At 62.9% G+C, this 22,681-nt stretch carries 27 protein-coding genes; 10 read left to right on the top strand and 17 right to left on the bottom strand.

The window, feature by feature from the left end; all coding sequences use genetic code 11:
* The first annotated feature begins 2 nt into the window (after window positions 1-2).
* Complete coding sequence (locus NKJ17_RS08180; RefSeq protein ID WP_352687875.1) at window positions 3-362, top strand: tRNA-binding protein; 360 nt, start codon at window positions 3-5, stop codon at window positions 360-362.
* 12 nt (window positions 363-374) lie between these two features.
* Here NKJ17_RS08180 and NKJ17_RS08175 read toward each other — a convergent pair whose 3' ends face one another.
* From NKJ17_RS08175 to NKJ17_RS08160, 4 genes are all read right to left on the bottom strand, one after another.
* Window positions 375-1,397 (bottom strand): glycosyltransferase family 4 protein, encoded by a 1,023-nt coding sequence (locus tag NKJ17_RS08175; protein WP_352687873.1) that lies wholly within the window; start codon window positions 1,395-1,397, stop codon window positions 375-377.
* Between the two features lie 205 nt (window positions 1,398-1,602).
* Window positions 1,603-3,018, bottom strand: coding sequence for an ATP-binding protein (locus tag NKJ17_RS08170; protein WP_352687871.1), 1,416 nt, complete (start codon window positions 3,016-3,018; stop codon window positions 1,603-1,605).
* Window positions 3,019-3,067: 49 nt separating this feature from the next.
* Complete coding sequence (locus NKJ17_RS08165) at window positions 3,068-3,787, bottom strand: response regulator (RefSeq protein WP_023678415.1); 720 nt, start codon at window positions 3,785-3,787, stop codon at window positions 3,068-3,070.
* A complete protein-coding gene (locus NKJ17_RS08160; RefSeq protein ID WP_023719182.1) occupies window positions 3,774-4,301 on the bottom strand; it encodes a MarR family winged helix-turn-helix transcriptional regulator in 528 nt (175 codons plus the stop codon). Before NKJ17_RS08160 ends, NKJ17_RS08165 begins: the two co-directional genes overlap by 14 nt.
* A 244-nt stretch (window positions 4,302-4,545) precedes the next feature.
* On the opposite strand from NKJ17_RS08160, the gene NKJ17_RS08155 reads away from it, so the two are divergent.
* The 3 genes from NKJ17_RS08155 to NKJ17_RS08145 all read left to right on the top strand — a co-directional run bounded on the left by NKJ17_RS08155 (window position 4,546) and on the right by NKJ17_RS08145 (window position 6,728).
* Window positions 4,546-5,439 (top strand): branched-chain amino acid aminotransferase, encoded by an 894-nt coding sequence (locus tag NKJ17_RS08155; RefSeq protein ID WP_292661281.1) that lies wholly within the window; start codon window positions 4,546-4,548, stop codon window positions 5,437-5,439.
* Window positions 5,440-5,584: 145 nt separating this feature from the next.
* Entirely contained in the window at window positions 5,585-5,896 is a 312-nt protein-coding gene (locus NKJ17_RS08150; protein ID WP_254819202.1) for a hypothetical protein, read from the top strand.
* Window positions 5,897-6,086: 190 nt separating this feature from the next.
* On the top strand, window positions 6,087-6,728 hold the full coding sequence (locus NKJ17_RS08145) for an MBL fold metallo-hydrolase (protein WP_352687869.1): 642 nt from the start codon (window positions 6,087-6,089) through the stop codon (window positions 6,726-6,728).
* A 69-nt stretch (window positions 6,729-6,797) separates the two neighbouring features.
* Here the strand turns inward: NKJ17_RS08145 and NKJ17_RS08140 are convergent, their stop codons facing one another.
* From NKJ17_RS08140 to NKJ17_RS08130, 3 genes are all read right to left on the bottom strand, one after another.
* Complete coding sequence (locus NKJ17_RS08140; protein ID WP_352687867.1) at window positions 6,798-7,208, bottom strand: BA14K family protein; 411 nt, start codon at window positions 7,206-7,208, stop codon at window positions 6,798-6,800.
* A gap of 193 nt (window positions 7,209-7,401) precedes the next feature.
* The gene (locus NKJ17_RS08135; protein ID WP_006202521.1) at window positions 7,402-7,614 is read right to left on the bottom strand and encodes a cold-shock protein; all 213 of its coding nucleotides are present in this window, start codon (window positions 7,612-7,614) and stop codon (window positions 7,402-7,404) included.
* Window positions 7,615-7,839: 225 nt separating this feature from the next.
* Window positions 7,840-8,052, bottom strand: coding sequence for a cold-shock protein (locus NKJ17_RS08130; protein WP_006202520.1), 213 nt, complete (start codon window positions 8,050-8,052; stop codon window positions 7,840-7,842).
* Between the two features lie 498 nt (window positions 8,053-8,550).
* On the opposite strand from NKJ17_RS08130, the gene NKJ17_RS08125 reads away from it, so the two are divergent.
* Window positions 8,551-8,946, top strand: coding sequence for a Kazal-type serine protease inhibitor family protein (locus NKJ17_RS08125; RefSeq protein WP_352687865.1), 396 nt, complete (start codon window positions 8,551-8,553; stop codon window positions 8,944-8,946).
* Window positions 8,947-8,956: 10 nt separating this feature from the next.
* On the opposite strand, the gene NKJ17_RS08120 is transcribed toward NKJ17_RS08125, so the two are convergent.
* From NKJ17_RS08120 to NKJ17_RS08105, 4 genes are read right to left on the bottom strand one after another with little or no spacing between them, the layout of a single operon-like run.
* Complete coding sequence (locus NKJ17_RS08120) at window positions 8,957-9,181, bottom strand: hypothetical protein (RefSeq protein WP_254819206.1); 225 nt, start codon at window positions 9,179-9,181, stop codon at window positions 8,957-8,959.
* Between the two features lie 32 nt (window positions 9,182-9,213).
* Window positions 9,214-9,351 carry a hypothetical protein gene (locus NKJ17_RS08115; RefSeq protein WP_254819207.1) on the bottom strand — a complete coding sequence of 46 codons (138 nt, stop codon included), beginning with the start codon at window positions 9,349-9,351 and terminating at the stop codon, window positions 9,214-9,216.
* A gap of 45 nt (window positions 9,352-9,396) precedes the next feature.
* Window positions 9,397-9,642: a hypothetical protein gene (locus NKJ17_RS08110; protein WP_352687863.1), complete on the bottom strand. Its 246-nt coding sequence runs from the start codon at window positions 9,640-9,642 to the stop codon at window positions 9,397-9,399.
* Window positions 9,639-9,905, bottom strand: coding sequence for a hypothetical protein (locus tag NKJ17_RS08105; RefSeq protein ID WP_352687861.1), 267 nt, complete (start codon window positions 9,903-9,905; stop codon window positions 9,639-9,641). Before NKJ17_RS08105 ends, NKJ17_RS08110 begins: the two co-directional genes overlap by 4 nt.
* 335 nt (window positions 9,906-10,240) lie before the next feature.
* Between NKJ17_RS08105 and NKJ17_RS08100 the strand changes: the two genes are divergently transcribed.
* The 3 genes from NKJ17_RS08100 (at window position 10,241) to NKJ17_RS08090 (ending at window position 12,518) form a co-directional block, all read left to right on the top strand.
* Window positions 10,241-10,423 (top strand): hypothetical protein, encoded by a 183-nt coding sequence (locus NKJ17_RS08100; RefSeq protein ID WP_352687860.1) that lies wholly within the window; start codon window positions 10,241-10,243, stop codon window positions 10,421-10,423.
* A 10-nt stretch (window positions 10,424-10,433) separates the two neighbouring features.
* Window positions 10,434-10,700, top strand: a complete 267-nt coding sequence (locus NKJ17_RS08095; protein WP_254819211.1) for a DUF1488 family protein — start codon at window positions 10,434-10,436, stop codon at window positions 10,698-10,700.
* 183 nt (window positions 10,701-10,883) lie between these two features.
* Window positions 10,884-12,518: a tetratricopeptide repeat-containing sulfotransferase family protein gene (locus tag NKJ17_RS08090; RefSeq protein ID WP_352687858.1), complete on the top strand. Its 1,635-nt coding sequence runs from the start codon at window positions 10,884-10,886 to the stop codon at window positions 12,516-12,518.
* 12 nt (window positions 12,519-12,530) lie between these two features.
* Here NKJ17_RS08090 and NKJ17_RS08085 read toward each other — a convergent pair whose 3' ends face one another.
* The 6 genes from NKJ17_RS08085 to NKJ17_RS08060 all read right to left on the bottom strand — a co-directional run bounded on the left by NKJ17_RS08085 (window position 12,531) and on the right by NKJ17_RS08060 (window position 20,452).
* Complete coding sequence (locus NKJ17_RS08085; protein ID WP_352687856.1) at window positions 12,531-12,884, bottom strand: DUF1428 domain-containing protein; 354 nt, start codon at window positions 12,882-12,884, stop codon at window positions 12,531-12,533.
* Window positions 12,885-12,962: 78 nt separating this feature from the next.
* The gene (locus NKJ17_RS08080) at window positions 12,963-13,391 is read right to left on the bottom strand and encodes a VOC family protein (RefSeq protein WP_352646563.1); all 429 of its coding nucleotides are present in this window, start codon (window positions 13,389-13,391) and stop codon (window positions 12,963-12,965) included.
* 125 nt (window positions 13,392-13,516) lie between these two features.
* The gene (locus NKJ17_RS08075; protein ID WP_023719167.1) at window positions 13,517-13,690 is read right to left on the bottom strand and encodes a hypothetical protein; all 174 of its coding nucleotides are present in this window, start codon (window positions 13,688-13,690) and stop codon (window positions 13,517-13,519) included.
* Between the two features lie 103 nt (window positions 13,691-13,793).
* The gene (locus NKJ17_RS08070; protein WP_352687854.1) at window positions 13,794-15,323 is read right to left on the bottom strand and encodes an ABC-F family ATP-binding cassette domain-containing protein; all 1,530 of its coding nucleotides are present in this window, start codon (window positions 15,321-15,323) and stop codon (window positions 13,794-13,796) included.
* A 447-nt stretch (window positions 15,324-15,770) separates the two neighbouring features.
* Entirely contained in the window at window positions 15,771-19,085 is a 3,315-nt protein-coding gene (uvrB, locus tag NKJ17_RS08065; RefSeq protein ID WP_352687852.1) for an excinuclease ABC subunit UvrB, read from the bottom strand.
* Window positions 19,086-19,198: 113 nt separating this feature from the next.
* A complete protein-coding gene (locus tag NKJ17_RS08060; RefSeq protein WP_352687850.1) occupies window positions 19,199-20,452 on the bottom strand; it encodes a hypothetical protein in 1,254 nt (417 codons plus the stop codon).
* 143 nt (window positions 20,453-20,595) lie between these two features.
* Between NKJ17_RS08060 and NKJ17_RS08055 the strand changes: the two genes are divergently transcribed.
* Together NKJ17_RS08055 and NKJ17_RS08050 are read left to right on the top strand one after the other, a co-directional pair.
* On the top strand, window positions 20,596-21,636 hold the full coding sequence (locus tag NKJ17_RS08055) for a CapA family protein (RefSeq protein ID WP_352508109.1): 1,041 nt from the start codon (window positions 20,596-20,598) through the stop codon (window positions 21,634-21,636).
* Between the two features lie 72 nt (window positions 21,637-21,708).
* Window positions 21,709-22,680, top strand: coding sequence for a hypothetical protein (locus NKJ17_RS08050; protein ID WP_352508108.1), 972 nt, complete (start codon window positions 21,709-21,711; stop codon window positions 22,678-22,680).
* Window position 22,681: the final 1 nt, after the last annotated feature.

Genomic DNA, 22,681 nt, shown 5'->3' with positions numbered 1-22,681 from the left:
CGATGAGTTCGAGCAACAGGCGAAAACCCGAGATCAGCTTTGCCGATTTCGACCGTATCGACATCCGCGCCGGCACGATCGTAGAGGCCGAGCCTTTTCCCGAGGCGCGCAAGCCGGCGATCAAGTTGAAAATCGATTTTGGTCCCGTGATCGGGGTGAAGAAATCCTCGGCCCAGATCACAAAATACTATACGCCCGAAACCCTGATCGGCCGGCAGGTGTTCGCTGTAGTCAATTTCCCGCCGCGCCAGATCGGGCCATTCATGTCGGAAGTGCTGACGCTAGGCTTTCCCGATGAAGAGGGCGCCGTCGTGCTTGGCGCGATCGAGCGCAAGGTGCCGGACGGAGGCAGGTTGTTCTAGCTGCGCTGTTGCTCACGCAGCCAGTTTACGCGTGGTGCCCAGCGCCTCTTCAACCGTTTTCATGAACATTTCCGCGCAGGCCTTCCAGCTGTAGCGCATCGCGCGTTGCCGCGCCTCGGCGCGGTCGACGTGAAGGGCGGCGAGCGCTGCTTGCCGCAGGTCGTCCGATACCGCGCCGCCGATGCCGTCTCCGATGATGTCGATCGGTCCGGTGACGGGATAGGCTGCGACCGGCGTGCCACTGGCCAGCGCCTCGATGATGACGTTGCCGAATGTGTCGGTGCGGCTGGGGAAGACGAAGGCATCGGCCGAGGCGTAGATCTCGGCCAGCTCGTCATTCGGACGATGGCCGAGGAAATGGGTATCGGGATATCTGGCCTTCAGCTTCGCCAATTCCGGCCCTTCGCCTACGACCACCTTGCTGCCCGGCAGGTCGAGGTCGAGAAAGGCCGGCAGGTTCTTTTCGATCGCGACGCGGCCGACGCAGAGGAAGATCGGTCCGGGAAATCCCAGGTCCTTTCTTTTATCCGGCCGAAAATGATCGGTGTCGACGCCGCGCGTCCACGGCCGGAGCTTGGTGAAGCCGCGCGCCGCAAGATCGTCGGCAAGCGACTGGGTGGCGACCAGCGTGCCCTGTCCTGAATTATGGAAATCGCGCAGCCAGCGATAGGCCCATGCTTCAGGCACCGGCAGGCGTGCGCTCAGATATTCCGGAAAACGTGTGTGATAGCTGGTCGTGAACGGGCGGCCGGCGTTGCGGCAGTAGCGCCGGGCCATAATGCCGAGCGGTCCTTCGGTGACGATATGAACGTGGTCCACCTTGCGCGCCTCGATCAGCCGCGCCACGCGGTGCGGCGTCGTCAGCGCCAGCCTGATATCGGGATAGGTCGGCAGAGGCAGGGTGCGAAAGATGTTGGGTGTCAGGAAATCCGTCTCGACATCGAAGGATTTCAGGGTCTCCGAGAGGCGCTCCAGCGTGTGGACGACACCGTTGACTTGCGGGCGCCAGGCGTCGGTGACCATCAGGATGCGCATGGCGGTCCCTTGGCGGAGAGCTTGATTGCCTTGCCGCGATGCCTGAGCGGCGACCACGCCGCAGCTCTGGCGTCGCACCGGCGCACCCGGGCAGGCGCGGGGTCGAAATGAGGCCGCAGGGCCGAATCAATCAGGATCGCGCGCTTCATTGGCGCTCTTCACCATGGTTTCATGACGGGCGAATGAAGGCCGGGTCTCGCTGCCGTCAAGCCGGAACCTTGATCACCGCCCGCAAGCCGCCGAGCGGGCTGCGTTCGAGGACGATGTCGCCGCCATGGCTGCGGGCAATGTCGCGTGCGATGGAGAGGCCAAGGCCGGTGCCGCTGGCGTCGAGGTTGCGGGCCTCGTCGAGCCGCACGAACGGCTTGAATACATCCTCCCGCTTTTCGGGCGGAATGCCCGGACCGTCATCGTCGATGGTGACGAGCAGCGAACCGCGTCCATGATTGGCGTTGATCTCCACCGTCTTGGCATAGCGGAATGCATTGCCGACGACATTGGAGAGCAGCCGGGCAAAGGCATTGGGGCGCACGTGGACGTGCGGATCGCCGGCAAGCACGGTCGACAGCTTGCGCTTGCGCAGCACGGCTTCCTCGCGAAGCTTTTCGAAGAAGGCTTCGAGGTCGAACCGGCCGGCGTCTTCCGATGCTTCGCCGCGTGCAAAGGCAAGGTAACCTTCCAGCATCGACTGCATGTCGTCGATGTCCTGGTCGAGTGCCTGGGTGTCGGCCGCCTTGGTCCCGGCCAGCGCCAATTGCAGCTTGAAGCGGGTGAGGATGGTCCTCAGATCGTGGCTGACGCCGCTCAGCATGGCGGTGCGCTGCTCGAGCTGGCGTTCGATGCGTTCGCGCATCTGGATGAAGGCAAAGCCGGCGCGGCGGACTTCCTCGGCGCCGCGCGGGCGAAAATCGCGCGGCATCGGCCGGCCTTTGCCAAAGCTCTCGGCCGCCTCGGCCAGCGTCAGAATCGGCCGGATCTGGTTGCGCAGGAAGGGAATGGCGATCATCAGCAGCACCAGTGAGGTGCCGACCATCCAGATCAGGAAAATATGGGTGTTCGATGCATAGGCCTGGCTGCGGCGCACGAAGACGCGCAGCACCTTGTTCTCAAGCTGGACGCGGACCTCGACGATATTGGAATTGCCGACCGTATCGATCCAGAACGGACGGTTGATCTGGCGGGTGATCTCGGACGAAAGGATCTCGTCGAGGATCGAGAAGAACGGCTTTGGTCCGGGTGGCGGCAGCGGGTCGGGGGGGAGGAGGTCGACCTTCAGCTGCATGCGATCCTGGGCGATGCGGATGATGTTCGCGTAGTCGGCGTCATGCGGATAGGTCTCTATCAGGTCGATGATGGCGGCGATGTCGCGCACCGTGGCCTGTGACAGGCGTTGCGTCACGGTCTGCCAATGGCGCTCCATGAAGACAAAGGCGACGACCGACTGCAGCATGATCATTGGCGCTATGACGATGATCAGCGAGCGGGCATAGAGCCGCTTCGGCATGTAAAGCGACACCAGGCGCCAGAAACGGTTCCAGGCGCGCGGCACGGCCTTCAGCGCCCGCGTCGCGCGGGCGCTGAAGCCGCCATCTCCCGGCCGTTCGAGGTGCGTGGTCGCCATTCGTCTTTTCGCTCACCGGGACACGGCAAGGTCCGCTGTCGGCGGCATTCTATTCCACGCTGAGCCGATACCCAATACCGCGCACGGTCTGCAGCCAGACCGGATTGGACGGATCGCGTTCGATCTTGCGGCGCAGCCGGTTGATCTGGACGTCGATCGTGCGCTCGCCGACCTCGGATTCGTCGCCGACAAGCTCATGCCGCGGTATCGTCTCGCCGGCACGGGCAGCGAAGATCGCCAGGATTTCCTGCTCGCGGTCGGTCAGCTTGAGCGCCTCTCCGCCGCGCTTCAGCTCACGCCTGGCGATCTGGAACGTATAGGGACCGAAGACCAGCTGTTCGACCTTGGGCGTCGTCGCGGGGCCGCCGCGGCGCAGGATATTGTTGATACGCAGGATCAGCTCACGCGGGTCGAACGGTTTAGGCAGATAGTCGTCGGCGCCGGCCTCGAGCCCGGTGATCCGGCTGTCGGTTTCGGACAGTGCGGTGAGCATCAGGATCGGTACGTTTTTCTCCGCCCGCAGCGCCTTGGTGAGATCGACGCCGCTTTCACCCGGCATCATGACGTCGAGCACGATCAGATCGAAGTCGAGGCCGGCGAGCTTGCGCCGCGCCTCGCCGGAATTTCCGGCGACGGTGACGCGAAAACCGTTTTCGGTCAGATACTGTTTCAGAAGATTGCGGATTCGGGTGTCGTCGTCGACCACCAGCAGATGCGGCGCGTCGTCTTCCGGTGCTGTCGGATGATCAACCCTCTCAATGGTCTCCATGGCTTTTCCCTGACATCTTTGCGGGCACAATGTCGATCTGCGCCCTTAGTTCCGGATTGACCATCGCTTCAAGGAACCGTTCGATAACGGCGCGTTCGGTGGCTCCGGAATCTTCCAATGCAGCATGGATGCGGCGCGACTGTGGCCGCGCCAGCGCCAGCGCCAGCGCACGGCCCTTGGCCGTCGGATAAAGCTCGCGCTGGCGGCGGTCGCGGGGGCCCTGCAATTGCACGATATGGTCGGTGTCAATCAGTTGCTTGAGCACGCGCGCCAGGCTCTGCTTGGTGATCTTGAGCACGTCGAGGAGCTCGGCGACCGTCAGGCCGGGCCGGCGATTGACGAAATGCAACACCCGATGATGGGCGCGGCCAAAACCGTAATCGGCCAGGATCTGGTCCGGATCGGAGGTAAAGTCGCGATAGGCGAAGAAGAACAACTCGATGATGGCGAAATCGATGCCGTCCTCGTCGGTGATCGCCGTCCTGATCGGCTCTGCGGCTGCGTGGCTCGTCATCTTTTCTCCGTGTGAAGCAGGAAATTATGTCAGCACTATTGACGTATTTTCCGCGCGATGGTAATTTTTGGCAAGCTTTTCGGCGGATTGCGAACGAAAAGGCAAGCGAAGCCGTTATTTCCGGAACTTCCTGAGTTTGCCAGCCCTTAAATATCCGCCTACGCTTTGAGACAATGGCCGCCCGCAGCGGCCGAGGCGAAACACGCAACGACACTGTGCGGGCTGCCGCCCGCGGGAGGTTACCATGGCATCCGTTCCCTTCGACCAACTGGACGGCTTTATCTGGATGAACGGCGAATTCGTCAAATGGGCCGACGCCAAGATCCACGTCTTGACCCACGGGCTGCACTACGCCAGCGCGGTATTCGAGGGCGAGCGCGCTTATGGGGGCGAAATTTTCAAGCTGACCGACCACACCGAACGCCTGCATGAATCGGCGCGCCTGCTTGGCTTCAAGATACCCTACTCGGTCGCCGAGATCGACGACGCCTGCCGCACGCTGTTGAAGAAGCAAGGTTTCCAGGACGCCTATGTCCGGCCGATCGCGTGGCGCGGCAGCGAACAGATGGGCGTTTCCGCACAGAACAGTCGGATCAACTGCGCCATCGCCATCTGGCAGTGGCCGAGCTATTTCGACCCGGCGCAGAAGCTCAAGGGCATCCGCCTCGACATGGCCGAATGGCGCCGCCCCGACCCGCGCACCGCACCGTCGAAATCGAAGGCGGCCGGCCTCTATATGATCTGCACCATGTCCAAGCATGCCGCCGAGGCCAAGGGCTATGCCGACGCTATGATGCTCGACTGGCGGGGCCAGGTTGCGGAAGCGACAGGCGCCAACATCTTCTTCGTCAAGGACGGCAAGATCCATACGCCCAAGCCCGATTGCTTCCTCGACGGCATCACCCGCCGCACGGTCATCGGCCTTGCCAAGGACCGCGGTTTGGAGGTGATCGAGCGCGCCATCATGCCGGAAGAGCTTGAAGGCTTCCAGCAGTGCTTCCTCACCGGGACGGCAGCCGAGGTGACGCCGGTTTCGGAGATCGGTCCATACCGATTCGAGGTCGGCGAAATCGCCAAGACGCTGATGAATGACTATTCTGCGGCCGTTCAGCCCAAGCACGCAATCGCTGCAGAATAACGAAAGTCACAGCTTTTTTAACTAGTAAGGGCGGTTTTCGGGCCGCCCTTTTTATTTAAGCGCTTCTGCATTTGACTTTCACACAATTCGGCGTCTCATGATGGGGTCGGCCCGGGAGGCTGGCAGCTATGGAGGGACTGGAAATATGGATATGAACACGCTTCTTCCGATCATTATTCAGGTGATTACGGGTATCATCGGTGGTCAGGCGGTTGGCGCGGCTATCAAGACGGCGGCGATGGGGCAGCTTACCAAAATCCTGGGCGGCGCTGTTGGCGGCGTCGGCGGTGCGGCCATCCTCAACAGTCTGCTGGGTGGCGCGGTCGACCCGACAGCCGCGGCCACGGCGGCAGGGGCAGGCAGCGCGTTGAACATTTCAAATATCGTTGGCGGTGCCGGCGGCGGCGCCATCCTGACCGGCATCATCGGTGCGGTCATGAACGCGATGAAGAAATAAGCTTTGACGTTTCAGGGTTTTAAATGGGCGGCTTCGGCCGCCCATTTCGTTTTCCGTTTTCCGTTTTCCGTTTTCCGTTTGTGGAGCGGTGGACGCCGTTCGCGTGTGTCTCTACATCAGGGTAAAGGTTAGGGCTTTCCTGACGCGTTCGAGAGGGCGCGCAGCGCTCCGACAGCGTGAAAGGACGAATATGGGTCAGCTCAACGCCGGCATCGTGCCGGTCACGCCGTTCCAGCAGAACTGCACCATTCTCTTCGACATGGACGACAGGCAAGGCGTTGTCGTCGATCCGGGCGGCGACATCGACAAGGTGCTGGCGGCGCTCGAGGACAATGCGATCACTGCCGGCGCGATCTGGATCACGCATGGCCATATCGACCATGCCGGCGGGGCCATGGAGCTGAAGGAGGCGCTCGGTATCGAGATCATCGGCCCGCATGCCGCCGACCGGCCGCTGCTCGCCAATCTCGAGAACCAGGCGAAGCGCTACGGCATCACCGATCCCGTGCGCAACTGTGTCCCCGACCGGTTCCTTGCCGAAGGCGAGACCGTTTCGTTCGGCTCACACGTGTTCGAGGTGCTCCATTGTCCGGGCCACGCACCCGGCCACGTCGTCTACTATGACCGGGCGGCGAAGTTCGCGCATGTCGGCGACGTGCTGTTCCGCGGTTCGGTCGGCCGCACCGACCTGCCGGGCGGCGACCACGCCGCGCTGATCGCCTCGATCAAGGAGAAGCTTTTGCCGTTGGGCGACGACATCGGCTTCATCTGCGGCCACGGTCCCGGCGGCCGTTTTGGTGAGGAGCGGCGGAGCAATCCGTTCCTGATCTGAACCGCTTGCCGGAAACAAAAAAGCGCGGCCTGTGCGACCGCGCTTTTTTCCGGCAGGAAACTGCCTCCGTTAATTGGCGGTGCAGAAATGCTGTTCGCCGTCATAGCCTGTGAACGTGCCGGTACGCGCGTTGAAGCTCCGGTAGCGGTCCGAGCAGTATTCGTACCAGCCGCGGGTCCAGGGCTCCGCATAGCTTTCGGCATAGGCCACTCGCGGCTGCACGTAATAACGGCGCACCGGGGCAGGCCGGTAGTATTCATCATCATAGGCCGGGTCGTAATAGCGGGGCTGCGGGCTGGCGAGCGCACCGCCGATCAGGGCACCGGCCGCAAGGCCGAGCACGCCTGCCGCAACGGCGTCGCCGTTGCCGTGGTGCCGGCGGTGATGGCGCCATTCATCGGCATTGGCCGCGGGCAAGGTCGCAAGCGTGGTCGCAACGACCGCGGCGGACAGGATGGCAGTCTTGAAAATTCGGTTCATGTCGGTCTCCTTCGTGCCGGCCCGGGTCGTTTTCGGGGGATGCGGTCCGGCTTTAACGAAGATTAATATGGGACCGTGGCTGAACGGGGGCTGAACGAAATTTGGCCAGGCGGGTTCATCCAACCGGGCGATTCAAGCGTGCGGCAAACACCGCAGGCCAGACCGGCCCGCGTCCATTCTGTCCAGGGCCGGTTCAGCCGATCGACAGGTTGACGGCTTTCGGACCCTTGCCGCGCTTGTCCGGCTCGGTGTCGAATGTCACTTTCTGCCCATCCTCAAGACCGGGAAGACCCGACGCCTGCACGGCCGAAATATGGACGAAGACATCCTTTGCCCCGTCGTCCGGCGTGATGAAGCCGAAGCCCTTGGCGTGATTGAAGAATTTGACGGTGCCGGTCTGCGGCATGGGAAGCTCCTTTGATCCCACAAGTCCAGTCTCGGGCCGGCAAATGCCCGGACGGAAATTTGTCCTTTATTTTAGTGCCATCGGCAAGAGAAAGTTTTGCGGGTGCCGGCAAGCATCCCAGAACACAAAAGGCGCGACGAAAACCGCCGCGCCTTTATAAAATTCACGTCACACCAAAGCCTTGCAGGATCCTCACACCCGAAAGGACGCGCGGCACGCCGCGGTTCAGGCGGCGCGGAGATTGACCGCTTTCGGACCCTTGCCCATACGGTCGGGCTCGACATCGAAGGTGACCTTCTGACCGTCGACGAGCGTGCGCAGCCCGGAAGCCTCGATCGCCGAGATGTGGACGAACACATCCTTGGCGCCGCCATCGGGCGTGATAAAGCCGAAGCCTTTGGTAGCGTTGAAGAATTTAACGGTGCCGGTCTGGGCCATTGGGGAAACTCCTTCACCCGTGTCAGTCTTGGTGGTTCCGCCCGCCGCCTGGCGCCGTGGGCAAGTCCCGGTGGTTGCTTCGGCAGTCATGCACTGGCGCATGGTAAAACCCCCCGCCGAAAACGGGGCTGTCAGAGATTCACAGTATCGGGGAAAGGTCGTCCAAAACGTTCCGCTCTCCGGGTCGCAAATGCCCGAACACAAAATTTATCGCACGGAAACGTGATGCTTGCAAGATAGAGCCGCGGGCGGCCCAACAGGCGCATCCCGACGCATCGCACCGATAGTCCCGGTTCTCCGCGCGGTCATCGGCCAGACGCAGCCCAGGCATGGTCCAGCAAGCGGGGCCGGTGCTGTTTTGCCTTTGCGCCGGCATACCGCCTTGGTTGGCCATGCCGCCCGTTGCAAACAGGGGTTGCATTTGGCGGCGGAATGACGAGGATCGGCCGGACGCAGGCACCATTTGTGCAGGCACGAGCTTCGAGGGAGGGAACATTCATGCGGTTTCTTGCGGCAATCTTCTCGCGGCAGGGTTTTTCCATCCTGTTCCTGTCGGCAATTCTCGCGGCCTGCACCGTCGTGGTCGATGAGGGGCCGGGGCCGCGCCCGCCACGGCCGGGACCGCAATTCTGCACCAGGCAATATGACCCGGTCTGCGCCAGGCGCGGCGGCGACCGCCAGACCTTCGCCAACGCCTGCCTTGCCGAACGCGCCGGATACCGCATCATCCGTGAAGGCGAGTGCCGTCGCGGTGGTGGCGGCGGGGGGCAGACATTCTGTACCCGCGAATACCGCCCGGTCTGTGCCCGTCGCCATGGCGAACTGCGCACGTTCCCCAATGAATGCGAGGCCCGCGCGGCTGATTATAGGGTCGTCGATGATGGGCCGTGCTAGCGCACCGGCCTCACTGTTCGTCCGGATAGGCACCATCGGCGGGGCCGACGTAGAGCTCGGCGCCGTCCTCGTTGGAGATGCGCAGGCGATCGGGGATCTGCGGCATCATCAACGTGTGAAGCAGCGTGGCGGCGCCTTGCAGGGCGGCGCGCAGGTTCGGCGCCTCCAACGACACCCGGTCGAGTGTCGCTTCGTCGGCATCGCGCGAGCGGTAGAACTCGATGACGAAATTCAAGCACGCCTCCAGCAGATTGTCTGCGATCGACCCTAGCCTTTGGACTTGGGTTTCGTACCGGTCTCCGCCTGCTTGACCGCCGAGCCGAACGGCGAGGCCGGCTTTGCAGCCACCTTGTCCTTCTTGGGCTTGCGTGTCTCGCGGTTGCTTCGCTGTTGACCCTTGGCCATTTCTGATCCCTCGTGCGTGGGTGGTAATGTCGAGAGTGCTATCGCTCAGCCGGCCGGGTTGTCGACCGGTTCGAGATTGTCTTCCGTGGTGACCCGCTCGTGGGTCTCCTGCTCGCTGCGGATGCGGTATTGCGGAGAGCCGTCCTTGACCGGCAGCCGGCTCTTGATCTGGAACAGCTCCGCGGTCTTTTGGACAAGGCCGATGCGGCTCTTCATGCGGACGGTCTGGCCGACGGTGAAGATATGCGACGGCGTATCCGTGCGCCGCGCACTCTGCTGGAAGCGGATCATGTAACATTCTCCTGATCGTGCCGAAGCGCTGCTTCGAGTTCGGCGTGGTCGACGGCGACAAGCTGGCTGGTCGGGCTTTTCACCGTCCTTGACGGCAGGTGGATGAAAGTGGCGACGCGGCGCCAGGCAAGCCACGACATGCCGTCGATCAGTTCCTCGTCGTGGTCGATGTCATACTCGCCGGCCGGCTGCACGCCATCTAGCCCGCCAAGCACGAAAGGTGCCGCGAAATGCGCGATGGAATGAGTGGTGCGGGCAGACATTCCTGTGCCTTGAAGTTTCTTTCCGGCCTGGCCCTGAAAACGGGGCCTGCATTGCGGTACCGGGTATCGGCGATTTGTATGAGTTTTGACGGGCCGAGAACCCCTGACGCCGCGAGGGGACCAAGCACGGCCCAAAAACGGTTCCATACCAATATTCTGAAAATGCGGCTTATTCAAGAAGATTCCGGCTTTTTGCCGCTACCAACGTAAAATTACTTTTCTATGGTTATTTGCGAAACGATGATACGGTGCCCAGAACCTCAAAAATGTTTGAAGAAGTTCCGGAAGAGTTCCTCCGGCATTTGTGTTTATTTAGGTATGAAGGGAATAGAGTCATGAGTTCCGCAAGAACACCGGATGTCCCGATAGTTGCAGTCGATCCTGTCGTCAAGCCGACAAAGGTCATGTCGCCGCGCCTCACGATAAGAAGCGACGAGGCGGCAAGGCGAAGGATTGCCGACACCGACGGCACGGTGCGGCGGGCGCGCCAGCTTGCCGAAAGCAACCGCCTTATTTGACGCGCAAGCCATGACACTCAATTTTCCCAATCCCAGCCGCTCCTACGACGCTGCGGCCAAGCGCGTTCGTTTCGTCGGGCATGACGGCATGTTCGAAGTCCCGTTCTTTATCGAGGTTACGGCACTTTCGACGGTAAACCCGGCTGCAAGCGGAGCCGAAGCCGAATTCCTCAGTGCCTTCGACGCCAAGCGTTCGTCGATCCACGATATTGCGCGCGAAGCCTACTCGCACGGCCGCAAGAACATGTATGTGCTGACGCCGGCCGACTTTCGGTAAGTTCCCCGGGTTCGGAGGTTTGCTTCGTAGCGACCGCCGTCTGCTCTTGCACGTGCCGCAGCGATGGCCTAGATCGCGGCAGGCGGACAACACGGCAGGTTTCCAATCAACAGAGATCCGAGACAACCGGCAGGCGCACGTTACGGCTCAGGCGGACAGCCGCCGCTGGGGCTTGACCAGTACGTGCAGCGGGCGCTGCAGCTGCACCAGGCGGGGCGCCGGCAGGAAGCCGAGGCGCTTTACCGTCAGGTGCTGGCGCAAAAGGCCAACCACCCCGCTGCTGCGCATTTCCTCGGGCTTCTGCTGCACCAGACCGGGCGCAGCGCCGAGGGGCTGGCGCTGATCGAACAATCGGTGCGTCTGCAGCCGAACAATCCGGATTTCCTCAACAATCTCGGCACCGTGCTGCGCGACCTCGGCCGGGTGGCGGCCGCGGCCGATCTCTTCCGCAAGGTGGTGGCGATTCGGCCGGACCAGTTGGCGGCGCGCGACAATCTCGGCTCGTCGCTGAAGCAGCTCGGCCAATTCGAAGGCGCCGAAGATATTTATCGCGGCACGATCGGCCGCAACCCGTTCCATGTCCGCGCCCGCGTCGGGCTTGCCGAAACGCTGCAGGAAGCGGGCCGGCTGGATGAAGCACTGGCTGTTTTTCGCGAGGCGCTGACGATCCGGCCGAAGGATGCCGATCTTTTGCACGGCCTGGGCGTCGGGCTGATGGAAAAGGGCAATCTCGACGAGGCTGCGGATCTTTTCAGGCAGGCGCTGGCGGTGGACCCCGGCATGGCCAGGGCCTGGCTGATGCTCACCCAGGTCAAGCGCCAGAAGGAGCGCGACGCCGAGCTTGCCCGCATGGAGGCGGAGCACGCCAAGGCGCCCCAAGGCAGCCTTGCGCGCATGCAGCTTTCCTTCGGCCTCGGCAAGGCCAACGACGACCTTAGTGATTATGGCCGCGCTTTCGACTATTTCACCGAAGGCAACGCGATCCGCCGCCAGGGCATCGACTACGACGCCGGCAAGACGCGCGGCGAGTTCGAGGCGATGAAGGCGGTATTCGACAAGGCCTTTTTTGAAAAACACAGGCCGAGCGGGATCGCCGACGACACGCCGATCTTCGTTGTCGGCATGCCGCGATCCGGCACCACGCTGGTCGAGCAGATCATCGCCAGCCATCCGCAGGTCTATGGCGCCGGCGAGCTCAGCATATTGAAGACGGCGGTCGGTAAGCAGTTTCCGCTCAGCATGAAGGGCGGCTTTCCCTGGGGCATCGCCGACATGCCCGACAAGGCCTATGCTGAGGCCGGCCAGGCGTATCTCGACATGCTGCGCGCCCGCTATCCAGGTTTTCGGCACGTCACAGACAAGATGCCCGGCAACTTCCTCTTGGTCGGCTTCATCCATATGATGCTGCCGAAGGCCAAGATCATCCATTGCGCGCGCGATGCGGCGGCGACCTGCCTGTCGATCTACAAAGTGCATTTCCGCGGCGACAGCCACCGCTACGGCTACGACCTCGGCGAGCTCGCCGATTTCCACAATCTCTACACCGATATCATGGCGCACTGGCACGCCGTGCTGCCTGATGTCGTGCACGACGTTCGCTACGAGGATTTCGTCGCCGACCAGGAAGGCCAGTCGCGGGCGCTGATCGCCCATCTCGGCCTGCCCTGGGACGACGCCGTGCTGTCGTTTCACCAGACCGACCGGCCGGTGCGCACGGCGTCGGCCGCGCAAGTGCGCCAGCCGATGTATCAGGGCTCGGTCGATCTGTGGAAGCGCTATGGCGACCGGCTGAAGCCGCTGCTCGACCGACTAGCGTAATGCGTTGCGGGCCTACAGCTCCAAAAACGGCTGGAAGCCGCCAAAGATCATGCGCTTGCCGTCGAACGGCATGGTCTCCCAGTCCGGCTTGAGACGAGGATCGGCCATCACCTTGGCCATCACCGCGTCGCGGCTCTGGCGCGATTCGTAGACCACCCATGAGAAGATGACGACCTCGTCTTCCTTGGCCTGCACGGCGCGCGGGAACGAGGTGAGCTCGCCATAGGGTACGTCGTCGCCAATGCATTCGACATAGGCCAACGCGCCATGCTCCTTCCAGACGGCGCCGGCCGTCTGCGCCATTTTCTTGTAGGCATCGAGATTTGCCTTGGGCACGGCCAGCACGAAACCGTCGACATAGGACATCTGACTTCCTCCATGTGATCGTTTTCCTCTCCCTTTATAGCGGGGAGAGGTGATTTCAGACACAGCCTGTGTTGGATGTTAAGCTGCTTTCACCGGTGCGTTCATTGCCCATTCGACGCCGAACGGATCACGCATATTGCCCCAGCGGTCGCCCCAGAACATCACCTGCAACGGCACGACTGCCTCGCAACCCGCCTCGATGGCCCGCTTCCACCAGGCGTCGATGTCGTCGCTGCCGAGATGGAGCTGCATGGTGTAGCCCTGCGGCTTCACAGCGGCCATTCCATGCTCGGGATAGAAGTCGGAAAGCATCAGGGTCGAACCGTTGATGTGGAGATGGATATGCATGGTGCGGCCCTGTTCATCCGGCGGATAGGCAAAGACCTGCTCGGCACCGAAGGCCTTTTGGTAAAATTCTGCGGCTTTGAAAGCGCCGTCCAGCTGAAGGTAGGGCGTCAATCCGCCAAGCACTTTGGCGGCGGACTGGGTCTGCGGCTGATCATTCATGTCATGCTCCTCTTTGCGTCTGGTTGGCCTTTGCGAACCACAGGACGAACTCAACGGCGAAGATCCTACACGGCCGATGGTTTGGATTCGAAATGGCGCCTGCCGCGACGGCCAACTGCCACCTTTCAACCTTCGATGCGAATCCGCGGGCTGTTTTGCGCGTCGACGACGATTTCCGGCCAGCCGATATCTTTGCGCAACTCGATCGGCAATGAAAGGATGGCGCGTTCGCTGCGATAACGGGCGCGAGCCGCCGAGTAACGCGTCACGGCGTGACCTATGGATGACAGAATAGACATGATGCTTTCTCCTCGATTGGCGCCGGCATCACCGTGTCGGCGTCCCAAGGACGTGGCATGCGATCATCATCCGACAGAGCGCCGGATTTTTTTCCGCAATTTTTTAACCGCCCGCTTCGGCTACCTCCTGGAAGAAAGCTTCCGGGCTATCGATCTCGGTCAGCCGCCGTTTCTCGATCAGCCAGAAGCGGTTGCCAACCGCGCGGATGAAGGAGCGGTCGTGCGAGGCGAGCAGACAGCTCGCCTGACGTTCCAGCAATTCCGCTTCCAGCGCCTCCTGGCCATCAATGTCGAGGTGGTTAGTCGGCTCGTCGAGTAAATAGAAATTGGGATTGGCGAGCCTCAGCGCCAGCATCATCAGCCGCGCCTTTTGCCCGCCGGACAGCACGCCGATCCTGCGCTCCTGCATGTCGATGCTGACGCCGGCGCCCGCCAGCAGCGAGCGGGCGCGCTGCTCACCGACATCGAATCTGCGCGAGAGCATCGCCAGCGGCGTGTCGTCGCCGCCGATGCCCGACAGCGCCTGGTCGCTATAGCCGAGCACCGTCGACGGCGTCACCTTCACGCCTTGCGCCGCCGTTTGCGGCTCGACGATGGCATTCCGGATCAGGCCGATCAGCCGTGATTTGCCGACGCCGTTACGGCCGAGCAGGACAATGCGGTCGCCTTGGCAGATATGGCGCTTGCCGGTGCCGAACAGAACCGTGCCGTCAGGCGTTCCGACCACCAGATCGTCGAGCGTGATCAACACCTTGGCATGGCTGCCGCGATTGGCGAGCTTGATCGTGCCCGCCGATCTTTCGCGGTGCGCCGGCGCTGCCGCGTCTTCCAGGCGCTCTGCCCGCTGGTTGAGCTGCTTGGTCTTGACCGTCAAAAGGTCGCAGCCGGAATTGATGCCGATATTGTTGAGCTTGGCCGCTTGCCGGCGCAGCTGCTGCGCCACTTTCATGTCGCGCTGGAACTTGCGTTCGGTCGAGGCGTCGACCTCGTCCAGCGCAAGCCTCGCCCGCGAATAGGGCAGCGAAAACACCGGCGATTGTTCGGGACGCAGGAACAGCGTGCGGTTGGTCGTGGCGTCGAGGAACGCCCTATCATGGCTGGCGATCACCACCGGCACCTCGCGCGGCAGCGCGTTCAACCAGGTTTCGAGCTGGCTGATCTTGCCGAGGTCGAGATGGTTGGTCGGCTCGTCGAGAAGCAGGACGTCGGGGTCGGTGACCCAGACGCGGGCGATCAGCGCCAGCCTTTGCCAACCACCGCTCAAGGCTCGCATCGGCCGCTCGCGCATCGGCTGCGGCACATCGAGTGAATCGAGGACCACATCGACGCGCCATTGTTCGCTTTCGGCCTGCTCGGCCGGCAAGACGTCGGCCACGACTTCATGAAAGCTGCGCCCGGCGAGCGCTGCGGGGATGATTTGCTCGACATAGCCGACGCGCAGGCCACGCGTGCGGGTGATGTCGCCTGTGGTGGCTTCGAACTCGCCTGTCAGGCACCTCAACAAAGTGGATTTGCCGCGACCATTGGCGGCGACGATGCCGAGCCGGTCGCCGGTGCCGATGCTGAGGTCGAGGTTGGAGAAGAGCGGCGCACTCATGGTGACGCCGAGGGACTTGAGGCTGATCAGGGCCATATCGATTTCTCTGGTCTGGCCGGAGTGAGCTCCGGTTCAATGCACTTTGACGGTGCGCAGGCTGGCAATCAGGCTCAGCGTTGCAGCACCACGAAGGGCAGACCAAGAAAATCGAAGCGGGAAGAAGAACCCGGACCGTCTCTGATCAGCCCTGCAAGCAAGCTCGCAGGGCAGAGACAGGGCCGCGCTGACGGTGGTGAGAAAATAACACGCAGCCCTCCTTTCAAGACGTTCAAGTTGTAGAAACTGGCTACACCAAGGGTAGGGCCCATGGCAAGTGGCTAGGCTCCCCCTTCTCCCCTTGCTTGGTGGGAGAAGGTGGCCGAGCGAAGCTCGGTCGGATGAGGGGTGTTCCAGCTTGGCATCGACGGCGCTCCGTCCAACACCCTCAACCGTCTCGGCGCTGCGCGCCGATCCACCTTCTCCCAAGGGGAGAAGGGAAGCTCTCTACCGTCCCGGCCGACCAGTTTTGCCGGGGCGGCGCTTTTCGCGGCGAGAGTCGGCGGGATCTTCGTAGGAGCCGATGCCGGCGCGCTGACGGACAATGGGTTTGGCGGAAACGTCGTGTTCCTTCGCGCCCCCCTCTGCCCTGCCCTCTTTGCCACCACTTGGCATCTCCCCCACGAGGGGAGAGATTGGCTGTGGTTTCGCCGGCGCTTTTCCCTCGACCGGCTTCTCGGTCCGCCGCACCGTCATCTCGTCCAGTGAGTTCTTCCTGAACAGCGGCTTGGTCGGTTCACCCGGTATACCGAAATCCGAACCGTGCGCTTCCTGCGCCGACTGTTTCTTGAACAGCGAACGGGAGACCGCGCCTGACGGCGTCGGCATGTCGGTCCCAGGTCCCATATCGTCCAGCGAAGGTTTCGCGAACAGCGGCTTCTTGACCGGCACGGCGCCGTCGGCGCCCATTTCGTCGAGCTCCGGCTTGCGGAAGAGGTTGGGCCGGGCAGCCTTGGCCGCCTCTTCGGCGGCATGTGCCTCGTCGAGCTTCCGGAAACGCTCCTGTTCCTCTGCTGTACGATGTTTGGCCACGCCCTTGTTGTGCTTGCCCTTTTCGCGGCCCGAAACCGGGCTTTCCATGTCGGCATATTTGGCCAGCGGGTCGTCCGAGATGGACAGTTCCATCTCGCGCAGCCGCTTGATCTCGTCGCGGATGCGGGCCGCCTTTTCGAAATCGAGGTTGGCGGCGGCGTCGCGCATCTGCTTTTCCAGGGCGTCGAGATGCGCCTTCAGATTGTTGCCCATCATCGCGCCGGCGCTGTCGGTGAACTGCGAAATGTCGGCGCGGACATGATCCTTCTCGTAGACCGAATCCAGAATGTCCGAAATGCGCGACTTGACCGATTCCGGGGTGATGCCGTTGGCCGCGTTCCACTCCATTTGCTTTTCGCGACGGCGGTTGGTCTCGGCCATCGCGCGCTCCGTCGAGCCGGTGACCTGGTCGGCATAGAGGATGACCTTGCCGTCGACGTTTCTGGCGGCACGGCCGATGGTCTGGATCAGCGATGTCTCGGAGCGCAGGAACCCTTCCTTGTCGGCGTCGAGAATGGCGACGAAGCCGCATTCGGGAATGTCGAGGCCTTCGCGCAGCAGGTTGATGCCGACCAGCACGTCGAAAGCGCCGAGGCGCAGATCGCGCAGGATTTCGATGCGCTCCAGCGTGTCGATGTCTGAGTGCATGTAGCGGACGCGAATGCCTTGCTCATGCAGATATTCGGTCAAATCCTCGGCCATGCGCTTGGTCAGCACGGTGACCAGCGTGCGGTAGCCGGCCCTCGTGGTCTCGCGGATTTCGCCGACTACGTCGTCGACCTGTGTCTTGGCCGGGCGCACTTCGACCGGCGGGTCGATCAGGCCGGTCGGGCGGATGACCTGCTCGGCGAAGACGCCGCCGGACTGCTCCATCTCCCAGGCGCCGGGCGTCGCCGAAACCGCGACGGAGAGCGGGCGCATGGCGTCCCATTCCTCGAAGCGCAACGGCCGGTTGTCCATGCAGGACGGCAGGCGGAAACCATACTCGGCCAGCGTCGCCTTGCGGCGAAAGTCGCCGCGATACATGCCGCCGATCTGCGGTATGGTGACGTGGCTTTCGTCGACAAAGACCAGCGCATTGTCGGGAATGTATTCGAACAGTGTCGGCGGCGGATCGCCCGGCTTGCGGCCGGTCAGATAGCGCGAATAATTCTCGATGCCGGCGCAGGAGCCGGTCGCCTCCAGCATCTCCAGGTCGAAGCGGGTGCGCTGCTCAAGCCGCTGCGCCTCAAGCAGGCGGCCAGCCTTTTCAAGCTCTTGCAGCCGATATTTGAGTTCTTCCTTGATAGACTTGATGGCTTGATTCAAGGTCGGGCGCGGCGTGACGTAGTGCGAATTGGCGTAGATCTTGACGCTCTTCAGCTCGCCGGTTTTCTGGCCGGTCAGCGGATCGAATTCGGTGATCGCCTCGATCTCGTCGCCGAACAGCGAGATGCGCCAGGCGCGGTCTTCCAAGTGGGCCGGGAAGATCTCGATCGTGTCGCCGCGCACCCGGAACGAGCCGCGGACGAAGTTGATTTCCTGGCGCTTGTATTGCTGGGCGACGAGGTCGGCGAGCAGCGCGCGCTGGTCGAGCCGGTCGCCGATCTGCATCTGGAAGGTCATCGCCGTATAGGTCTCGACCGAGCCGATACCGTAGATGCAGGACACCGAGGCGACGATGATGACGTCGTCGCGCTCGAGCAGCGAGCGCGTCGCCGAATGGCGCATGCGGTCGATCTGCTCGTTGATCGAGGATTCCTTCTCGATGTAGGTGTCGGTCCGGGGCACATAGGCCTCGGGCTGGTAGTAGTCGTAGTAGGAGACGAAATACTCGACGGCGTTTTCCGGGAAGAATTTCTTGAACTCGGAATAGAGCTGCGCGGCCAACGTCTTGTTGGGCGCCAGGATCAGAGCAGGGCGTTGCGTCTCCTCGATCACCTTGGCCATGGTGAAGGTCTTGCCCGAGCCGGTGACGCCGAGCAGCACCTGGGTGCGGTCGTTGCTGTTGACGCCCTCGACGAGATCCTTGATCGCGGTCGGCTGGTCGCCGGCCGGCTCGAAATCCGAGACCATCCTGATGGCGATGCCGCCTTCGGACTTCTCCGGCCGGGCAGGGCGGTGCGGCGTCCACAGCACGCCGTCCTTGTGCAGCGGATTGCCAGATTCGATCAGCGCCGACAGCGCCGCGACGGTGGCGGTGACGCCGCCCGAGGCCATGGTCTCGGCGTCCTCCAGCGAAATGTCGAGGCCGGCGACAGGATTGAGACCGGCCGCAGTGCGCTCCCGCGCCGAAGCCGCGCCGCCCATCGAGGTGCCGCGTGCAGTACGGCCGGGGGAAGAGGAGCGCTCCGGGATCTTCTTGGCAGACTTGGCGCCTTCCCTCCCCCTCGAGGGGAGGGTGGCGGCGGAGCCGCCGGGTGGAGTCGGTGCGGCAGTGCTCTGCGACCCTTCATGCCGAGCGCTTCCTTTGCCGACCTCCTCTGTCGCCTTCGGCGACATCTCCCCCTCGATGGGGGAGATTTGACGCCCTTCCTTCTCGGCTTCCCGCTCGATCTGCTCGGCCCAGTCGGCAATCGAGCCGGTCAGCGGCGCGCCGGTGAACTCGGCCTGCGGCGCCTCGGCAAAGCCGCCCTTGTACAGGGGCTCCGAGGCATCGAGGAAATCGGTCAGCGGACTGCGCCGCTTGGGCGGCGAAGCGCGCTCGTCATTCGCCGGCGGCGGCGTTTTCTTGTCGGAGAGTCTGGCCATGGCCCGAATATGGGAGGTATCGGCCAAAATGGAAAGAGCGGAGTGGCGGGTAGCGCGAGGCGCAATTTGGCTGCTGACAGCAGGCTGTCAGGAGCACCCTCCAGGTTTCGTCCTCAGTTAAACCAAAGCGCGAACGTCAGAAACCCGGCGCCGCCGAACTGGCGCTGGATCTGGTTGAACTCCTCGCTTGTGAGAATCTTGCCGCGTTCGAGATAGGGCGCGATGGCCGGCCCGGTGATCGACAGCACCAGGTCGAAGGTTTTTGGCTCATCAAAGAAGCGCTTCATGTTGATGCCTTTGTCGGCGATGCGGAAATGCGGCAGCAAGGTGCGGCCTTCCAGAAGATCCTCGGCCATATCAAGGGCGGCGAGCCAGGCCTGCACCTGCTCCTCGCCGACTTCAAGGCCCGTCAGCGGGCTGGCGCCTTTCTGCTGCGGCCCGGGCAGCCATTCGCGGTCATTGTCGGTTTCGGCGCGGATGGCTTTCCAGTCTTCGCGCGACAGTCGGATCATCTCCATCAGATGGCGGCGCGCCGCTTGCCGGCGCTCAGGCTCGACCACTTGCCAGTTGATGAGATGCACCAGGGAGATGAAGTCGGCGAGGCGCCATTCGGACGTCAGGATGCCGCCATTCATGCCAGCGTCCAGCGGCACGAGCGTATCCTGCAGCGGCAGTTTTGCGCGCGGGAACAGCATGTGGAAGGAGCCGTCGAATGTGTTTTTGAAATCATGCGCCAGCCAGAAGTCTGCCTGCGCCATCAGGAACTCGGCATAGCCCTGCAGCCAATAACCGTCGGCGCGGTCGAAGCGGAAGGTGAGGGCGGGTGCGGCCGCGTCTGGCACACCGCCGCCGCGTGACAGAAACGCCATGATCGCGGCGGCACTTTCGTCCGGCGCGATCTGGCCATCCTCGTTGAGATCGATGCCGAGGCGGGTGAGGTCGATGACCGTGCCGATGTCCGCATCGGCGGGCACCGAACCCAGCGTGGCTGCGGATTTCTCCAACCGATCGCGGAAGGCGACGAGAATGGCGCGGAATTGTTCGTAGGTCAGTGGCTCGGGATTGGCATTGTCCGGCACCGGCAGCCGCATCAGCGGCAGCATGAAGGATTGCGGGCTTTCGAAACCGTGGCGATGCAGGCCGCCGGCCAGGATCTCCAGCGCGGTGAAGAATTCGCCGGCGCCGGCGGCGTAGGCGGCTGCCGGATCGCCTGGCGCGGCGGTTTCAAGAGCGGCAAGAGCGCCGTTACGCTCGGCCACGGTTTTTGCCTCGAACAGGGCCGCGGTATCCGGCACAGCGCCGCCGGCCGAAGACAGCGGCAGGAAAAGAACGATGGCGCATGCCATCAGCCTGGAAAAACGCGTCATCGTGATCACCCCTTTTGTCGCTCCGCAGTGGATCATACACGCATTTGGTTCGCGCGCCTGTAGCCCTGTGGTTCAACGATAACAGTCAGCGCTTCAATCAATCCGGCTGGCGGGCTACACAAGGCAAACCATTGGGCCGTCGCGTGTCGAATTATCCGCTTTCCTACAAACTGTCCTGGCTGCCACGCTTCCTCCGGCCTTCGCTCAATGGCGACGCGCGCGGCTTTGCTCCGGCGGACGCAGCCCTGCTCGACCCGCCGCCGGCGCGGACGGTGCGGCTGGCTTTCGTCGGCGATATCTCGGCGGTGGCCAATCGCAGCGCGCCGGACTGCGATCCGGCGATTGCGGCACTGCTTGCCTCGGCCGATCTCGTGGTCGGCAATTGCGAAAGCCCGGTGGTGGAACGGCCGAGCGCTGTTTTGGGTACGAGGTTTGGCACGCACCACGCGATGAACGAGCGGTTCCTTGCCGAGGCGCTGGCCGCTGCCGGCATTTCGCGCGAAAAACTGGTGCTGTCGCTGGCCAACAACCATGTGCTCGACCAGGGCATCGCCGGCTTCGACGAGACGGTCGCCGTGCTGGAGCAATTAGGCATCCGCACGATCGGCACTGCGGCTCCGGTCGAGCGGTTTGCGGTTGGTTCGCTGACCATAGGCCTTGCCGCCTTTACCTTGTGGCGCAATGCCGACGCGGCTCAGTTCGCGGGCCGTGTCTCGATGCAAGGCGATCCGGCGCAATGGCCGCGCGATGCCGCTTCGGGTGTCGACCTCCTCTGCGCGGTGCCGCATTGGGATTGGGAATTCCGGCATTTTCCACGTGCGAGGACGCGGGCACTGGCGCGGCTTCTGGCCGAACATGGCGTCTGCCTGATCGCCGGGCATCATGCCCATGTCGTGCAGCCGATCGAGCGGATCGGCAAGACGCTCGTCGCCTATGGACTCGGCGATTTCTTCGGCACCGCCTTCGCGCGCCAGCCTTGGCCTGGCCGCATCGGTGCCATTTTCGTCGTCGACATCAGCGCCGATCCCGGCACGCGCGGCGCCATTGCCGCCTACCGGCTGCATGCCTTCATGCGGCTGCGCGCCGGCGATCACGAGCGGCTGGTGCCGGTTGAAATGTTGAAGGGAAAATCAAGGCAAAGGGTTCTGGCCCGCCTCGATGCGATCTTCAGTGCCGGGCGCTGACGGCTGCGCTGACGCGGTCCACCAAACCGGCTATCATGCCCAGCGCGGGCAGGCTTGTGGCGGCGGTGGGTGATGGAAACTGCGGATTTCATGCCGAGCGAAGCGGTGATCGCCGGCCTCAGGAAGAACATCGAGGCCTATGAGGCCGAAAGAGCTTCGGCCCATCGCCGGACGCGCTGGCGGGTCCCACTGTTCATCGGGCTGGTGCTGGCGTTCGTGGTGTTTGTGGCCTGGCTCTTCAACGGGGTTGCCGACCCGAACGAGCAGTGGGTCTCGACCCCGCATGTGTTCCTCTATGTCGGCGGACTCCTGGCAGCGATCTTGCTCTATTTCCGGGCGATCAAGCCAGCGAGCAAATTGCAGCAGTCGTTTCGCAGCACGCTGTTGCCGATCATCTTCGGTTTCATCGAGGACATGCGGTATCGCCACAACGTCAAGCCGAATTCGTTCGACCGACTGCCGCGTGAGACGGTTGGTTCGTTCAACCGACAGTCTTTCGACGATGTTTTCTCCGGCCGCTATGAAGGGTTTCCATTCGAGCTGTACGAAGCAGATCTACGGGAAGGGACGGGCAAGAGCACGACGGCAGTGTTCAAGGGCGTGATCGTCGCCTTCGAGACGATCGTGCCGTTCCCCGGCACATTGGTGGCCGCGCGCCGGACCAACAAGGTCGTCGGCTTCCTCCGCGGCATCTTCGGCAGCAAGATGCAGGAATTGTCCAGCGGCGTGCCGGAGCTCGATGCCGCCTATGAGTTCCGCACCGACAATATCGAGGCGGCGCGGCCGCTGGTGACGGGCCGGCTGGCGCAGGCGCTGCAATGGCTCGGCGAGACCCGGCCGAACGATCCGGCACGCGTCGCGCTCAACGGCAGCGACGGCTTCCTCCTGCTGCCGCAGGAAAGGAATTTCTTCGAGCTCCCGGATATCTCCACGCGCCTGGACTACACCAAGCATGCCGCGCCGATGATCGCAGACATGGGGGCGATGCTGGCGACGGCGGCACTGGTGCGCAAAATCGGGGCGCGGGACGAGGAGGCGGGGTAGT

The sequence above is a fragment of the Mesorhizobium sp. M0208 genome (assembly GCF_040322015.1).
Taxonomy (GTDB): Bacteria; Pseudomonadota; Alphaproteobacteria; order Rhizobiales; family Rhizobiaceae; genus Mesorhizobium.
This window is presented reverse-complemented; position numbering and strand designations above follow the sequence as displayed.

Excerpts from the sequence above, each read along its gene's own strand:
- NKJ17_RS08170 (WP_352687871.1), bottom strand. The coding sequence starts at position 3,018 with ATGGCGACCACGCACCTCGAACGGCCGGGAGATGGCGGCTTCAGCGCC.
- NKJ17_RS08145 (WP_352687869.1), top strand. The coding sequence starts at position 6,087 with ATGGGTCAGCTCAACGCCGGCATCGTGCCGGTCACGCCGTTCCAGCAG.
- NKJ17_RS08095 (WP_254819211.1), top strand. The coding sequence starts at position 10,434 with ATGACACTCAATTTTCCCAATCCCAGCCGCTCCTACGACGCTGCGGCC.
- NKJ17_RS08160 (WP_023719182.1), bottom strand. The coding sequence starts at position 4,301 with ATGACGAGCCACGCAGCCGCAGAGCCGATCAGGACGGCGATCACCGAC.
- NKJ17_RS08060 (WP_352687850.1), bottom strand. The coding sequence starts at position 20,452 with ATGACGCGTTTTTCCAGGCTGATGGCATGCGCCATCGTTCTTTTCCTG.
- NKJ17_RS08100 (WP_352687860.1), top strand. The coding sequence starts at position 10,241 with ATGAGTTCCGCAAGAACACCGGATGTCCCGATAGTTGCAGTCGATCCT.
- NKJ17_RS08155 (WP_292661281.1), top strand. The coding sequence starts at position 4,546 with ATGGCATCCGTTCCCTTCGACCAACTGGACGGCTTTATCTGGATGAAC.
- NKJ17_RS08075 (WP_023719167.1), bottom strand. The coding sequence starts at position 13,690 with ATGTCTATTCTGTCATCCATAGGTCACGCCGTGACGCGTTACTCGGCG.
- NKJ17_RS08050 (WP_352508108.1), top strand. The coding sequence starts at position 21,709 with ATGGAAACTGCGGATTTCATGCCGAGCGAAGCGGTGATCGCCGGCCTC.
- NKJ17_RS08180 (WP_352687875.1), top strand. The coding sequence starts at position 3 with ATGAGTTCGAGCAACAGGCGAAAACCCGAGATCAGCTTTGCCGATTTC.
- NKJ17_RS08165 (WP_023678415.1), bottom strand. The coding sequence starts at position 3,787 with ATGGAGACCATTGAGAGGGTTGATCATCCGACAGCACCGGAAGACGAC.
- uvrB (WP_352687852.1), bottom strand. The coding sequence starts at position 19,085 with ATGGCCAGACTCTCCGACAAGAAAACGCCGCCGCCGGCGAATGACGAG.
- NKJ17_RS08070 (WP_352687854.1), bottom strand. The coding sequence starts at position 15,323 with ATGGCCCTGATCAGCCTCAAGTCCCTCGGCGTCACCATGAGTGCGCCG.
- NKJ17_RS08175 (WP_352687873.1), bottom strand. The coding sequence starts at position 1,397 with ATGCGCATCCTGATGGTCACCGACGCCTGGCGCCCGCAAGTCAACGGT.
- NKJ17_RS08125 (WP_352687865.1), top strand. The coding sequence starts at position 8,551 with ATGCGGTTTCTTGCGGCAATCTTCTCGCGGCAGGGTTTTTCCATCCTG.
- NKJ17_RS08130 (WP_006202520.1), bottom strand. The coding sequence starts at position 8,052 with ATGGCCCAGACCGGCACCGTTAAATTCTTCAACGCTACCAAAGGCTTC.
- NKJ17_RS08105 (WP_352687861.1), bottom strand. The coding sequence starts at position 9,905 with ATGTCTGCCCGCACCACTCATTCCATCGCGCATTTCGCGGCACCTTTC.
- NKJ17_RS08135 (WP_006202521.1), bottom strand. The coding sequence starts at position 7,614 with ATGCCGCAGACCGGCACCGTCAAATTCTTCAATCACGCCAAGGGCTTC.
- NKJ17_RS08150 (WP_254819202.1), top strand. The coding sequence starts at position 5,585 with ATGGATATGAACACGCTTCTTCCGATCATTATTCAGGTGATTACGGGT.
- NKJ17_RS08140 (WP_352687867.1), bottom strand. The coding sequence starts at position 7,208 with ATGAACCGAATTTTCAAGACTGCCATCCTGTCCGCCGCGGTCGTTGCG.
- NKJ17_RS08085 (WP_352687856.1), bottom strand. The coding sequence starts at position 12,884 with ATGTCCTATGTCGACGGTTTCGTGCTGGCCGTGCCCAAGGCAAATCTC.
- NKJ17_RS08110 (WP_352687863.1), bottom strand. The coding sequence starts at position 9,642 with ATGATCCGCTTCCAGCAGAGTGCGCGGCGCACGGATACGCCGTCGCAT.
- NKJ17_RS08115 (WP_254819207.1), bottom strand. The coding sequence starts at position 9,351 with ATGGCCAAGGGTCAACAGCGAAGCAACCGCGAGACACGCAAGCCCAAG.
- NKJ17_RS08080 (WP_352646563.1), bottom strand. The coding sequence starts at position 13,391 with ATGAATGATCAGCCGCAGACCCAGTCCGCCGCCAAAGTGCTTGGCGGA.